The 13422-nt window shown below is 61.5% G+C and carries 13 protein-coding genes; 10 read left to right on the top strand and 3 right to left on the bottom strand.

The window, feature by feature from the left end; genetic code table 11:
• Window positions 1-5 precede the first annotated feature (5 nt).
• Window positions 6-1055: an endonuclease/exonuclease/phosphatase family protein gene (locus ACYASU_RS12185; RefSeq protein WP_192171996.1), complete on the bottom strand. Its 1050-nt coding sequence runs from the start codon at window positions 1053-1055 to the stop codon at window positions 6-8.
• A 172-nt stretch (window positions 1056-1227) separates the two neighbouring features.
• Complete coding sequence (locus ACYASU_RS12180) at window positions 1228-1428, bottom strand: DUF1654 domain-containing protein (protein WP_074887522.1); 201 nt, start codon at window positions 1426-1428, stop codon at window positions 1228-1230.
• Window positions 1429-1698: 270 nt separating this feature from the next.
• On the opposite strand from ACYASU_RS12180, the gene ACYASU_RS12175 reads away from it, so the two are divergent.
• The gene (locus ACYASU_RS12175) at window positions 1699-1923 is read left to right on the top strand and encodes a YgdI/YgdR family lipoprotein (protein ID WP_037010898.1); all 225 of its coding nucleotides are present in this window, start codon (window positions 1699-1701) and stop codon (window positions 1921-1923) included.
• A gap of 139 nt (window positions 1924-2062) precedes the next feature.
• Window positions 2063-4678, top strand: coding sequence for a PAS domain-containing protein (locus ACYASU_RS12170; RefSeq protein ID WP_463582955.1), 2616 nt, complete (start codon window positions 2063-2065; stop codon window positions 4676-4678).
• A 69-nt stretch (window positions 4679-4747) separates the two neighbouring features.
• Here the strand turns inward: ACYASU_RS12170 and ACYASU_RS12165 are convergent, their stop codons facing one another.
• The gene (locus ACYASU_RS12165; RefSeq protein WP_346629870.1) at window positions 4748-5419 is read right to left on the bottom strand and encodes a lipopolysaccharide kinase InaA family protein; all 672 of its coding nucleotides are present in this window, start codon (window positions 5417-5419) and stop codon (window positions 4748-4750) included.
• A gap of 372 nt (window positions 5420-5791) precedes the next feature.
• On the opposite strand from ACYASU_RS12165, the gene ACYASU_RS12160 reads away from it, so the two are divergent.
• From ACYASU_RS12160 to ACYASU_RS12125, 8 genes are all read left to right on the top strand, one after another.
• Entirely contained in the window at window positions 5792-6055 is a 264-nt protein-coding gene (locus ACYASU_RS12160; RefSeq protein ID WP_282371560.1) for a DUF1652 domain-containing protein, read from the top strand.
• 264 nt (window positions 6056-6319) lie between these two features.
• On the top strand, window positions 6320-7279 hold the full coding sequence (locus ACYASU_RS12155) for a sugar ABC transporter substrate-binding protein (RefSeq protein WP_192171991.1): 960 nt from the start codon (window positions 6320-6322) through the stop codon (window positions 7277-7279).
• A 91-nt stretch (window positions 7280-7370) separates the two neighbouring features.
• Window positions 7371-8921: a sugar ABC transporter ATP-binding protein gene (locus tag ACYASU_RS12150; protein ID WP_423574356.1), complete on the top strand. Its 1551-nt coding sequence runs from the start codon at window positions 7371-7373 to the stop codon at window positions 8919-8921.
• Complete coding sequence (locus ACYASU_RS12145; RefSeq protein ID WP_122538241.1) at window positions 8921-9916, top strand: ABC transporter permease; 996 nt, start codon at window positions 8921-8923, stop codon at window positions 9914-9916. The genes ACYASU_RS12150 and ACYASU_RS12145 overlap by 1 nt, the downstream gene beginning before the upstream one ends.
• Before the next feature lies 1 nt (window position 9917).
• Complete coding sequence (locus tag ACYASU_RS12140; RefSeq protein ID WP_192171989.1) at window positions 9918-10940, top strand: LacI family DNA-binding transcriptional regulator; 1023 nt, start codon at window positions 9918-9920, stop codon at window positions 10938-10940.
• 47 nt (window positions 10941-10987) lie between these two features.
• Window positions 10988-11920, top strand: a complete 933-nt coding sequence (rbsK, locus tag ACYASU_RS12135; protein ID WP_463582954.1) for a ribokinase — start codon at window positions 10988-10990, stop codon at window positions 11918-11920.
• The gene (rbsD, locus tag ACYASU_RS12130; RefSeq protein ID WP_282373367.1) at window positions 11917-12321 is read left to right on the top strand and encodes a D-ribose pyranase; all 405 of its coding nucleotides are present in this window, start codon (window positions 11917-11919) and stop codon (window positions 12319-12321) included. The genes rbsK and rbsD overlap by 4 nt, the downstream gene beginning before the upstream one ends.
• Window positions 12322-12363: 42 nt before the next feature.
• Window positions 12364-13392 carry a nucleoside hydrolase gene (locus ACYASU_RS12125; protein ID WP_463582953.1) on the top strand — a complete coding sequence of 343 codons (1029 nt, stop codon included), beginning with the start codon at window positions 12364-12366 and terminating at the stop codon, window positions 13390-13392.
• Window positions 13393-13422: the final 30 nt, after the last annotated feature.

Raw genomic sequence — 13422 nt, 5'->3', positions numbered from 1 at the left:
GCGGATCAATGGCAGTTGCCGGCCAAATGATAATGCTGCGCTTCGGCAGCCGCCGGGCTGTTGAACTCCACCCGGTTTTTCTCGGCAATCGCGTTGTACGAAGGGCAGTCCGGACGGTGGTACACCATGGTCTTCTTGTTGCCGCGAATCGCCAGCGTCAGGTTCGCCGGGTTCCCGCCGCCACTCGCAGCAGGCTTCATCGGATTGCTTGCAGTGGGCGGTGCCTTGGCGGTCACGGCAGACGCCCCGGCAGCACCGTTGCCACCGCTCAAATTGGCGCTGAGGAAAATCGGTGCGTGATCGGACACGCTGTCACGGCCCTTGGCGTGGGTCACGCCGAGGAATGTCGGGTAATCGAACACCTCGACCTTGTTCACCCGGATCGCCGACTGCTTGCTGATAAAGATGTTGTCGTAGAGGTTGGCGAATTTGCCGTCCTTCGTCGACAGCGTGCTCGCGCCATCAAGTACCAGCGGCCTGGCGCTGCTGTCGAGCTTGTCCCACGCGGGCGAGTTGGGCGGGGTGTTGAAGTCGCCCATCAACATGATCTGGTTGTTGCCCGGGTAGGTTTCCTGCAGCCAGGTCCAGTAATTGGACAGCGCGACGATTTCCGAAGCGCGGTCCGCCTGGTTCTTGCCATACAGGATGTGCACGGTGGCCACGACAAAGGTCTTGCCGTCCTTGAGCGAGCGGAACTGCGCAGAGTAGGGCTCGCGTTCGAAGGTGTCGCTGCGGTCCAGGTAGCTCACGGCGCCGTCTTCATAGGCAACGGCATCATCCCGCCAGACGAATCCGTACATTTCCTTGTAGGAAGAGCGGCCCACGGCATGGGACGCCATTGAGCTCCAGTGCTTGCCGGTTTGCCGGGTCAGCTCCTTGGCCAGCGCCTCCAGCGCGTCTTCGCTCATCAGCTCCTGAACCGCGAGAAAGTCCACCTTCTGCGCGACTTTGGCGATGCCCTGAAAGTCCTTGTTCGGGCGCACGCTCAGGTGCTCCAGGTTCCAGGTGCCAATGTTGACGTCAGCGGAAGCGGTTTGCAGGAAAGTGAAAGACAAAAGCAGAGCGACACAAAATCTAAGCATGTTTATCCAACTGGGTTATTCATCGAGGGAGATTGATTCGGGGTGAAGCGGTGACGAGTCGATGGCCGCGAGCTGTGCGCCTGCGGCCATCACTGTCGTAGCGGGGATGTCTGGCCATGACCTCGGCCTCAAGGACGCCGGCAGGTCAATCTTCCTTGGGCACGGTCCAGAAAATCTGCACGCCGCCGTCGTCCCGCCAGGCCAGGGTCACGTTGTCGTTCTCGTCGATCTCTTCCAGCAACTGCTTCCAGTCGTCTTCGAGTTCGTCCGCAAGCCGGAAAATCAGCGCCGCGCGGGCTTTCTGTGCGCTCTGCGAGTTGATGATTTTCTGAACCCGCACGGCCATGCGCTCGTAGTGCCCTGGCGATGCTGCGGTTGATGCGTTGGTGTCAGACACGAAGTGACCCTCCTGTTCGCTGTATGCGCATACAGTATTTGAGTGTCGGACGTTTCGCAACAGCGGATCGGACAAAAACCTCCTTTGACCCAAGTCGCTGATTTTTCGGTTGATTGTCCGGGATTGCGAACCAAAGTCGATGGCGCTGATCTGATCTGCTAGATGACGATTCAGCGTTCGAGCGCATGACGCTTGAGCCCTACACACCAGGAGGCTTTTATGAAGATTCAATCATTGCTGATGCCGGTCGCGTTCGCCTGTTGTGCAGCGTTGGCGGGTTGCTCTACGTCGACCGTAGTCACCTTGCAGAACGGCACGCAGTACGTGACCAAGGATGCGCCGAAGACCAAGAGCAAAGACGGCTTTTATGAGTTCGAGGACATCTCCGGCAAAACCATCCGCGTGCGCGCTGACGAGGTAGCCACCGTCAAAGAAGAGGACTGAGCCACTCCAGGGCCCGGCTGGCATGGCCGCCGGGCCCGCGCTGTAGGCAAACTCGTCCCGATCTGAATGGAACGTCCTCGCATTGCCGTCGCTCTAAGCGAGGCTTTCTGCTCACGATATTTCCTCTCAGGCCCTAATTATGGATACCCCACCCAACACCGGGTTCAGCGCAGCACCCCTGCGTTTCCTTGCCAACGGCGGTGCGGTCGGTGATCTGCTTCAGTCCCCATTGATGGACGGCTCGCCCCTCGGCGCGCCCTCCGACTGGTCGGACAGTCTGAAGGCCCTCATGGGCACGATTCTCCCTGTGCAGGCGCAGATTGTGCTCTTTTGGGGACCTGAATTCGTGGCGCTCTACAACGACGCCTATGCGCCGAGCATCGGCGAGAAACATCCCCGTGCCCTTGGCCGGCCTGCGGTCGAGAACTGGCGCGAGTTGTGGGACGACCTCGAGCCGCTGCTGCGCGGCGTGCGTGAAACCGGGAAAACCTTTGCTGCCAAGGACCGTGCCTTTTATATCGAACGCCACGGCTACGGCGAAACCGTTTACTTTGACGTCTCCTATTCTGCGGTACACCAGAGCGACGGGGCCGTGGGCGGCGTGCTCTGCGTTGTGACCGAAACCACCGAGCGCGTGCATTTCGAACGTCGTCAGGCGCTGCTGCTTGAGGTGGGGCAGGCCTTGCCTTCCATTCGCGACCCCGAGCAGATCGAAGCGGACGTCATCCGGCGTATCGGGCGCGAGCTGGGCGCCACCCGAGTCCACCTCGCGGAGGCTGACGAGCAGGGCGACTTCGTCATTCGCCGTGAATACCGGCAGGGTGACGTGACGACCCGATCAGGGCTGATCGCCGTCAGCGATGACAGCTGTTCTGCGTTGCGCCAGGGCTTTACCGTGCAAGCGGCGATAAAGGCTGACGCCGTTCTGGCTGACCCTCGCGGCGTTGCTCTTCAGCAAGACCGCACAACGAGTCTGGCCGTGCATGTGCCGTTGATGCGCCATGACGTCCTGGCCGGCGTGTTCACGGTTGAGTTCGACGGGCAACGGGTCTGCAGCCCCCATGACATTCACATCATCGAAGAAACAGCCAAACTGGGCTGGCAATGGATCAACCACACGCGGGCTGAATCGGCGCTGCACGCCAGTTCCGCGCAACTGGCCGGGATGTTCGAACAGGCAGGCGCCGGGATTGCGCTGTGTGATCACCGAGGCGTGTTTCAGCAGGTCAATGATCGCTACTGCGACATCATGGGGCTGCAGCGCCGGGCCATCGACGGCCGCTCAATCCTCGATTTACAGAACGACCGCGCGCCTGACACGCAGTCCATGTTCCATGAGAACTTCCTGACCGCCGAAGCGCCCTTCGAGCTGACTCAGCACCATGTGCGCGCCAATGGCTCGGTCGTATGGGTGCAGACTCACGTGACGCCGCTGCTCGACGCGCAACAACACCTCAGCGGCTTGCTGTTTGTTTGCGTTGACATCACCGCGCGTGTGGGTGCCGAACATCAACTGATCGAGCTCAACGAAAGCCTCGAACAGCGCGTCGCGACCATGGTGGCCGAGCGCGAGGCGGCCATTTCGCTGCTGCACGAGTCGCGCAAGATCGAGATGGTCGGTCAGCTCGGCGGCGGCATCGCCCATGACTTCAATAACCTGCTGACGCCGATCATGACCTCGCTGGAGTTGCTGCGGCGCCAGCCGGTCAGCAATGACCGCTCCCATCGCTTGATCGATGCCGCACTGCAGGCCGCAGATCGCGCGCGAATTCTGGTCGGCCGCTTGCTGACCTTTGCTCGCAGGCAAACGCTCAAGCCTCAGGTGGTGGCGCTGGACAGCCTGGTCAACGACATGCGTGACCTTATCCAGCGCTCGCTGGGTCCGACCATCGAAGTAATCGTCGAGATTCCCGCAGATCTGCCCAACATACTCATCGACCCCCATCAGCTTGAACTGGGCGTGCTCAATCTCGCGGTCAATGCCCGGGACGCGATCGCCGAACGCGGCTACCTGAAAATCAGCGCGCGTCCCGAGGTGATTGCCGACAGTCCGGGGTTGGGCCCGGCGCCGGCGCAGGGTTGCTACGTCAGGCTGACAGTGTCGGATAACGGCAGCGGCATGACCGAGGAAGTGCTGCAACGCTGCGTCGAGCCGTTCTACTCAACCAAAGGCGTCGGCAAGGGCACCGGTCTTGGATTGTCGATGGTGCAGGGGCTGGCCCTGCAATCGGGCGGTGGTTTTGATATTCAGTCGGCGCCGGGTCTCGGCACGCGCGTTGACATCTGGCTGCCCGTGTCGAGCGCGGATGTGCTGACACCGGCAGAAGGCGAGGGCGACTCGGCGCCCGCCGCGGATCACCCTTTTCACGTGCTGGTGGTGGATGATGAGGAACTGGTCCGCTACACCGTTGCGCTGCAACTGCGTGACCTGGGCTATCGGGTGACCGAAGCGGCGTCGCCGTCCGCTGCCGAGCAGATGGTCAGCGCCGGGTTGCGGCCGGACGTGCTGATCACCGATCAGTTGATGGCCGAAAAAAGCGGTACCCAGCTCGCCTTGAGTCTGCGCGAAGTCCTGCCTGCGCTGCCGGTGCTGGTCGTCACGGGGTACACCAGCGATTCGTCGACGCAGATTGCCGGTTTCGAGGTGCTGGCCAAGCCCTTCAGCCGCGCTGACATTGCGTCGAAAGTGGCGCAGGTGATCAACGACCCGAAAGCACCGGCATTGATCAGCGAGCAGGCCGGTCACGCATCCTGATGGATTGAGCCCTTCACGCCGTACCCTTCATGCCAGGTGCTGCAATGGCATGAAGGGTGGCTGCTTCGCCTATACGGCTCGGCCGATGGCCTGTTCGTAGCACGACAGGAAATACTGCCACTGGGACTCGTCCCAGAACGAGTGCCTCCTGAGCTGCGGAATGTCGTGACGCGCCGCGCCCAGGGTGGTGATCCGGCCGTGGGATTTTTCCAGATCCAGCAGCGCCAGCTCAAAATCAAAACGCGTGTCGGTGACCGTCGCCTTGATGAAGATGTGCTTGGAGCGCATGCAGCCATGCTGCCACTTGCCCAGGTGCATCTTTGCCAGGGTCTCGGCCAGGCGCTTGAAGAGTCGCTGATGTTGCTCGACGCTCAAGGTGCTGGCACCGCCCTGGGCATACCAGGTATCAAGATCGATGAAACCGCCCAGATCCTTGGTCACCAGAACGCCTTGCCATACACCCGCAACCTTGCGTGCGCCATAAAAAACAGGTCGTGGTGCGTTGACGCCCAGTTCCTCGAGTTTTGTCAGCGCAATGCCCTCACGCAGTGCAGTCGGGCGGCCTGTCGGGTAACGGAAGCTGCGAAACAGGTGGCCCGTCTGGCGTTTCACGTAAAGCGTCTTGCCGTCATGCACAACGCGTTGCACACCGCTGGTGCCGTTGCGGCGCACGTTTGGTGGCTCGACCCAAGGCCCCGACGTGCCCCACCAGAACTCAAACTCGTTGTTTGCCCGACCCATCATGCGCTCCGAATACTTTAGAAATCTTGCTTGTGCAGCGACTGCCGTGTTGCAGTGCGAGCCCCTCTGGCCGTCGCGGGCCAGATTAGTTCACTGCCGCTCAAGGATATTGGCGAATGGCCATTTTGAATGGCGCCCAGCTTACTGGCTTGCCGCTCTCATTAACCAGTCAAACCCGCGGCATTTACGCCATCCAGCAGGTCGTATAGGCAGCATTTGTCTGATTACGCCGCCAGGCAATCCCGTTGAATGACCCTTGGGACGTGTCCCTCGTGAGCCACGTCATGCCCGTTCGTCCCATTCCTGTGAAACTCGCGGAATTGCTGGAACCTGGCGACATCCACCGTGCATAACTAAATAAGGAAATTTGCCATGATCTCTACACTTGAACTCTGCCATATCGTCGAATCAGGTTTTCTGCCTGCCAAGTGCAAATGCACCATCGATGCCAACGACCAAATAATGGTGCAGATTTTTGACCGCGAGCGGGGCCACGCCGATCTCTTGGCCGGGGGTATTCCGGTCAGCTCGCTCAACTCCAGCCGCGCCATCGCCAACCTCATTGCCACGCTCAAAGAAGACTTGAAGCTCCACTCAGCCAGCCGACGTCCGACCGCCCACCAGGAACGCGCGTAATTCCTCAGTAAGGCCCACGACAACCGAGGCACGATTCACCCTTCCTTTCTATCCTCCGATTCAGGGTGCAGGCCGCCAGCGCTGCAACGGTGATCGGAGGAGCAGGGCAACACACGGCCCGCCTCTTTTGACCGCTTTGCACAGTTGACAAATGCTTGAACGGTTCCCATAGTTTCGCTCACGCAAACGTTTGCGATTTCGTCGATGCATCCCCCGACGCGTAAACGCTGCCGATAACAACAATCATAATGTCGGAGTGATTCCATGAAGCTGCCATTCGCTGCACGCCTTCTTGCTGTTGCCATGCTCACCGCTTCCGCTGCAACCCTGCCTCTCTCATCCGCCTTTGCCGACGACGCTAAAAAGCCGACCGTCGCGCTGGTGATGAAATCCCTCGCCAACGAATTCTTCCTGACCATGGAAGACGGCGCGAAGGTCTATCAAAAAGAGCATTCCGCTGACTTTGACCTGATTTCCAACGGCATCAAGAACGAGTCCGACACGGCCGCGCAGATCGACATCGTCAACCAGATGATCGTCAAGAAAGTCGACGCGCTGGTCATCGCCCCGGCCGATTCCAAGGCCTTGGCGTCGGTCCTGAAGAAGGCCATGGACGCGGGCATCAAAGTCGTCAATATCGACAACCAGCTTGACGCCGACGTGCTGAAAAGCAAGGGCATGGAAGTGCCGTTCGTAGGCCCGAACAACCGCAAGGGCGCCAAGCTGGTGGGTGACTACCTGGCCAAGCAACTGACGGCGGGTGACGAAGTCGGGATCATCGAAGGCGTTCCGACCACCACCAACGCGCAGCAACGCACCGCGGGTTTCAAGGACGCGATGGACGCTGCGCAGATGAAGATCGTTTCCACGCAGTCGGGTAACTGGGAAATCGACAAGGGCAACGCCGTTGCGTCCGCCATGCTCAACGAATACCCGAACCTGAAAGCGCTGCTGGCCGGCAACGACAGCATGGCGCTGGGCGCTGTCTCGGCAGTACGTGCGGCAGGCAAGGCGGGCAAGGTTCAGGTGGTCGGCTACGACAACATCAATGCCATCAAGCCGATGCTGAAAGACGGCCGCATTCTGGCCACCGCCGACCAGTTCGCGGCGCGTCAGGCCGTGTTCGGTATCGACACCGCTTTGAAGATGGTCAAGGGCGAGAAGCTCGAGATCACCAACGGCGTGATCGAAACCCCGGTCGAGCTGGTGACCAAGCCGCAATAAGCCGGCCTGGTTTCTCAGCCAACACATTCCAAACCCGCAGTTTTCCAAATATGTACCGCCTGCCCGTGAGGGCAGGTGCGTGGAGATCGTTATGTCAGCGTCTGCTCAGGCCGCTGTTCTATCTGTCAGTGGTATTGGCAAAACCTACGCCCAACCTGTACTCGGTGACATCGACCTGACGCTGATGCGCGGGGAAGTGCTGGCCTTGACCGGGGAAAACGGCGCCGGCAAAAGCACGCTGTCGAAAATAATCGGCGGGCTGGTCACACCGACCACCGGCCAGATGCAGTTTCAGGGGCAGCCCTACCAGCCTGGCAGTCGCACCCAGGCCGAAAAGCTTGGCGTGCGCATGGTCATGCAAGAACTCAATCTGCTGCCGACGCTGTCGGTGGCGGAAAACCTGTTTCTCGACAACCTGCCCAGCCGCGCCGGTTTCATCAATCGCCGCAAGCTGCGCGAAGATGCGATCAAGGCCATGGCCCAGGTCGGCCTTGAGGCCATTGACCCGGACACGCTGGTTAGCGAACTGGGCATTGGCCATCAACAGATGGTCGAAATCGCCCGCAACCTGATCGGCGACTGCCATGTGCTGATCCTCGACGAGCCAACGGCGATGCTCACGGCGCGCGAGGTGGAAATGCTCTTCGAGCAGATCACGCGTCTTCAGGACCGTGGCGTTTCCATTATCTACATCTCTCACCGCCTGGAAGAACTCGCCCGCGTTGCCCAGCGCATCGCCGTGCTGCGCGACGGCAAGCTGGTCTGCGTCGACTTCATGGCCAATTACAACAGCGAGCAACTTGTCACGCTGATGGTGGGCCGTGAACTGGGCGAGAAGATCGATCTGGGCGAGCGCAAGATCGGCGCGGTGGCGCTGTCGGTCAAAGGCTTGAGCCGCACCGACAAGGTCCGCGACGTTTCCTTTGATGTCCGGGCCGGTGAAATTTTCGGGATCTCCGGGCTGATCGGCGCCGGACGTACCGAGTTGCTGCGGCTGATCTACGGCGCGGACGTGGCCGACAGCGGCAGCATCGAAGTCGGCAGCCCGCTGCGCAGCGTGCAGATCAAGTCGCCGGTGGACGCCGTGGGTCACGGCATTGCCTTGATCACCGAAGACCGCAAGGGCGAGGGCTTGCTGCTGTCGCAATCGATCAGCGCCAACATTGCGCTGGGCAACATGGAAGCCATTTCCAGTGCCGGCGTGGTCAACGGCAATTCTGAAATCGCGCTGGCTCAGCGTCAGGTGGGCGCCATGCGCATTCGCAGTTCCAGCCCGACGCAACTGGTGTCGGAGCTGTCGGGCGGCAACCAGCAGAAGGTCGTGATCGGCCGCTGGCTGGAGCGCGATTGCCAGGTGATGTTGTTCGACGAGCCCACCCGCGGGATCGACGTCGGCGCCAAGTTCGACATCTACGCGCTGCTGGGTGAACTGACCCGTCAGGGCAGGGCGCTGGTGGTGGTGTCCAGTGATCTGCGCGAGCTGATGCTGATCTGCGACCGCATCGGCGTGCTGTCTGCCGGGCGCCTGATCGACACGTTCGAGCGCGACACCTGGACCCAGGACGAACTGCTTGCCGCTGCCTTCGCGGGCTATCAAAAACGTGACGCGCTGCTGTCTGAAGCCGCGCCCAGGATCGACTGATGAAAACTTCTACTTCTCCTGCCGCGCTGCCGTCTCCGGGCAAGCGCAGCGGCAACTACTTCGGCCTGGGCACTTACCTGGGGCTGGCGGGCGCATTGCTGGCGATGATCGTGTTGTTCTCGTTGCTCAGCGATCATTTCCTGTCGTACGAAACCTTCAGCACTCTGGCCAACCAGATTCCCGACCTGATGGTGCTGGCGGTCGGCATGACCTTCATCCTGATCATCGGCGGCATCGACCTGTCGGTGGGGTCGGTGCTGGCGCTGGCTGCGTCGGCGGTCAGTGTGGCCATGCTCGGCTGGGGCTGGGGCGTGTTTCCGTCGGCGTTGCTGGGCATCGCCTGCGCAACGGCGGCCGGTACCCTGACCGGCTCGATCACCGTGGCGTGGCGCATTCCCTCGTTCATCGTGTCCCTCGGCGTGCTGGAAATGGCCCGCGGCGTGGCGTATCAGCTGACCGACTCGCGCACCGCGTACATCGGTGACTCCTTTGCGTGGCTGTCCAACCCCTTTGCCTTTGGCATCTCGCCGTCGTTCGTCATCGCGCTGATCGTCATCTTCGCCGCCCAGGCCGTGCTGACGCGCACCGTGTTTGGCCGCTACCTGATCGGCATCGGCACCAACGAGGAAGCCGTGCGTCTGGCGGGCATCAATCCCAAGCCCTACAAGATCCTGGTGTTCTCGCTGATGGGCCTGCTGGCGGGCGTTGCCGCGCTGTTCCAGATTTCGCGCCTGGAAGCCGCTGACCCTAACGCCGGTTCCGGGCTCGAACTGCAAGTGATTGCGGCGGTGGTCATCGGCGGCACCAGCCTGATGGGCGGGCGCGGTTCGGTGATCAGCACCTTCTTTGGTGTGCTGATCATCTCGGTCCTGGCCGCAGGGCTGGCGCAGATCGGCGCGACCGAGCCAACCAAACGCATCATCACCGGCGCCGTAATCGTCGTTGCAGTGGTCCTCGACACCTACCGCAGCAATCGCGCGCGGCGGCGCGGCTGACATGGCAACCATCAAGGATGTAGCGGCGATTGCCGGGATTTCCTACACCACGGTGTCCCATGTCCTTAACCGCACCCGACCGGTCAGCGAGGAAGTACGAAAGAAGGTCGAGGCCGCCATCGTGCAGCTGGACTATGTGCCCAGCGCCGTTGCGCGGTCGCTCAAGGCCAAGGCCACGGCGACCATCGGCCTGTTGATTCCCAACGGCATCAACCCGTACTTCGCCGAACTGGCACGGGGCATCGAGGATTACTGCGAGCGCAACGGTTTCTGCGTGATCCTCTGCAACTCCGATGACAACCCCGACAAGCAGCGCAGTTACCTGCGCGTGCTCCTGGAAAAACGCGTCGACGGCCTGATCGTGTCGTCGGTGGGCGGCGGAGACAGCCTCGTCGAGGGCTTGTCCGCGGTTCGCACGCCGCTGGTCATCGTCGACCGCGATCTGGATGGCGTCACGGCTGACCTGGTGCGCATCGACCATGAGCTGGGCGCGTATCTGGCGACGTCGCATTTGCTGTCCCTGGGCCACCGGAAAATCGCCTGTATCTGCGGCCCGGCGCAGACCAGCGTGGCGAAGATGCGTCTGGCGGGCTATCACCGGGCGATGCAGGAAGCGTCGGTCGACGTGCCGGAAAGCTGGGTGGTAGAAAGCGATTTCACCGGCCCCAGTGGCTATCTTGCTGCGGTGAAACTGCTGGAGCAGGATCCGCCGACGGCGATTTTTGCGGCCAACGACATGGTCGGCATCGGCGTGTTGCGCGCTGCTGCCGAGCGGAACGTGCGGGTCCCGGCGGACCTATCGGTCATCGGCTTCGACGACATCCAGATGAGCCAATACGTTTACCCGGCCCTGACCACCGTCGGCCAATCCATTCTGCAACTGGGCGAGCGCGCTGCCGAGATGCTGCTGCGGCGGATCTCCTCGCGGGGTGAAACCGCTGTCGAACACCTGGTCGTTGCGCCGAGTATCGTGCTGCGCGAATCCACAGCGCCTCCACCCCAGGTATTTACCGAATTTCGTTAAGCCGAGCGCTCCGCCCGGTCTAGAAAGCGTTCTGAAGAGTAGACGTCATGCAAGCAAAAGTAGTGATAGTGGGCAGCCTGAACATGGACCTGGTGACGCGCGCGCCGCGTTTGCCCCGGGCCGGAGAAACATTGGCCGGGCAGTCGTTCGTCACCGTGCCGGGCGGCAAGGGCGCCAATCAGGCGGTAGCGGCGGCACGACTGGGCACCAGTGTCGCCATGGTCGGTTGCGTCGGCGATGATGCCTATGGCGAACAACTTCGCACCGCGCTGCTGGCCGAAGGCATCGATTGCCAGGCAGTGACCCCGGTCTCCGGCGAGTCCACCGGCGTTGCGCTGATCGTCGTCGATGACAGCAGCCAGAACGCTATCGTGATCGTGGCCGGCGGCAACGGCCACGTCACCGCGTCCGTGGTGGACAGCTTCGATGCGCTGCTGTCCGGGGCCGAAGTCATCATCTGCCAGCTTGAAGTGCCGCTCGACACCGTCGGCCACGTGCTCAAGCGCGGCCACGAACTGGGCAAGACCGTCATCCTCAACCCGGCGCCGGCCAGTGGCCCGCTGCCGGCCGAGTGGTTCGCCTGGATCGATTACCTGATCCCGAATGAAAGCGAGGCCACCGCGCTGACCGGTTTGCCCGTCGACAGCACCGCCAGCGCAGACGCCGCTGCATCAGCACTGCTTAAAGCCGGCGTCAGCAAGGTGATCGTGACGCTGGGCGAGCAGGGCGCCTTGTTCGTCAGCGCGTCGCGCTCCGAGCACTTCCCGGCACCCAAAGTACAGCCCGTTGACACCACGGCGGCAGGCGATACCTTCGTCGGCGGCTTCGCGGCGGCGCTGGCCGATGGCAAATCCGAGTCGGACGCCATTCGCTTCGGTCAGGTCGCAGCGGCGCTGTCCGTGACCCGTTCCGGCGCCCAACCTTCCATTCCGACATTTGCCGAGGTTCAGGCCTCTGCAGCACAAGGGCATTCATCATGAAAAAAACCCCACTGCTCAACATTGCCTTGTCCCGCGCCATCGCGTCTCTCGGCCACGGCGACATCCTGATGATCGTCGACGCGGGCATGCCCGTCCCGGCTGGCGTGGAGCTGATCGATCTGGCCTTGACCCATGGTGTGCCCGATTTTCTCAGCGTGCTGAATGTGGTGCTGACTGAAATGCAGGTCGAGAGTCACGTCCTCGCCGAAGAGATGCTGTCGAAACAACCGCCAGCGTTGGCCACTGTTTCGAGCTTGCAGGCCTCGGGCAGCCTCGGTGAGCAACGCCTGGTGAGTCATGAGGCATTGAAACAGCTCAGCCGCGGCGCCCGGGCTATCATCCGCACCGGCGAATGCCAGCCGTACACCAACATCGCGCTCGTGGCGGGCGTGGTTTTTTAACGCCGGTTTTTTATCTTCAGCCGTCAGGAACAAGGAGTTCCCATGAATACAACCCGTCATTTTTTCACCGGACTGATCAGGAGTGCCGCGCTGTTGGCCATTTTATCCGCCACGTCGGTGCATGCCGCCGAGAAGCGCGACGTAATCATCGACACCGACCCGGGCGCCGATGACGTCGTCGCACTGCTCCTGGCGCTGGCGTCGCCCCAAGAACTCAACGTCATGGCGATCACCACCGTGGCGGGCAATGTGCGCATCGACAAGACCTCGCGTAATGCCCGGCTGGCTCGGGAATGGGCTGGCCGTGAAGAAGTGCCGGTGTACGCCGGTGCCGGCAAGCCACTGGTGCGCACGCCGATCTACGCCGAGAACATCCACGGCAAGGAAGGACTGCCGGGCGTGGAAGTGCATGAGCCGAAGAAGCCGTTGGCTGAAGGCAATGCCGTGCAGTACCTGGTCGACACCCTGAAGAAAGCTGCGCCCCACAGCATCACCATCGCCATGCTCGGGCCGCAGACCAATCTGGCGCTTGCGCTGATTCAGGCGCCGGAGATCACCCAGGGCATCAAGGAAGTCGTGGTGATGGGCGGCGCCCACTTCAACGGTGGCAACATCACTCCAGTGGCCGAGTTTAATATCTACGCCGACCCCGATGCGGCGAAGGTTGTCCTGGCCAGCGGCGTGAAGCTGACCTACGTTCCGCTGGATGTCACCCACAAGATCCTCACCAGCGAAGCGCGCATCAAGCAGATCGATGGCCTGAACAATCAGGCTGGCAAGCTGGTCAGCGGTATCCTCAACGAGTACGTCAAGGCTGATATGGTCCATTACGGCCTGCCCGGCGGGCCGGTGCATGATGCGAGCGTGATTGCCTGGCTGATCAAGCCGGAGCTGTTCAGCGGCAGACAGGTCAATCTGGTGATCGATAACCGTGAGGGTGTGACCCACGGCCAGACCGTTGCGGACTGGTATGACACCCTCGCTCAGAACAAAAATGTGTTCTGGGTCGAAAACGGCGATGCCCAAGGCTTTTTTGACCTGTTGACTCAGCGCCTTGGTCTTTTGAAGTAAATCTGCAGTGCTGCGCCGCGTGGCATCCCG

It is taken from the genome of Pseudomonas sp. HP_12, from assembly GCF_055283955.1.
This window is presented reverse-complemented; position numbering and strand designations above follow the sequence as displayed.

Excerpts from the sequence above, each read along its gene's own strand:
- ACYASU_RS12180 (WP_074887522.1), bottom strand. The coding sequence starts at position 1,428 with ATGGCCGTGCGGGTTCAGAAAATCATCAACTCGCAGAGCGCACAGAAA.
- ACYASU_RS12175 (WP_037010898.1), top strand. The coding sequence starts at position 1,699 with ATGAAGATTCAATCATTGCTGATGCCGGTCGCGTTCGCCTGTTGTGCA.
- ACYASU_RS12170 (WP_463582955.1), top strand. The coding sequence starts at position 2,063 with ATGGATACCCCACCCAACACCGGGTTCAGCGCAGCACCCCTGCGTTTC.
- ACYASU_RS12165 (WP_346629870.1), bottom strand. The coding sequence starts at position 5,419 with ATGGGTCGGGCAAACAACGAGTTTGAGTTCTGGTGGGGCACGTCGGGG.
- ACYASU_RS12160 (WP_282371560.1), top strand. The coding sequence starts at position 5,792 with ATGATCTCTACACTTGAACTCTGCCATATCGTCGAATCAGGTTTTCTG.
- ACYASU_RS12155 (WP_192171991.1), top strand. The coding sequence starts at position 6,320 with ATGAAGCTGCCATTCGCTGCACGCCTTCTTGCTGTTGCCATGCTCACC.
- ACYASU_RS12150 (WP_423574356.1), top strand. The coding sequence starts at position 7,371 with ATGTCAGCGTCTGCTCAGGCCGCTGTTCTATCTGTCAGTGGTATTGGC.
- ACYASU_RS12145 (WP_122538241.1), top strand. The coding sequence starts at position 8,921 with ATGAAAACTTCTACTTCTCCTGCCGCGCTGCCGTCTCCGGGCAAGCGC.
- ACYASU_RS12140 (WP_192171989.1), top strand. The coding sequence starts at position 9,918 with ATGGCAACCATCAAGGATGTAGCGGCGATTGCCGGGATTTCCTACACC.
- rbsK (WP_463582954.1), top strand. The coding sequence starts at position 10,988 with ATGCAAGCAAAAGTAGTGATAGTGGGCAGCCTGAACATGGACCTGGTG.
- rbsD (WP_282373367.1), top strand. The coding sequence starts at position 11,917 with ATGAAAAAAACCCCACTGCTCAACATTGCCTTGTCCCGCGCCATCGCG.
- ACYASU_RS12125 (WP_463582953.1), top strand. The coding sequence starts at position 12,364 with ATGAATACAACCCGTCATTTTTTCACCGGACTGATCAGGAGTGCCGCG.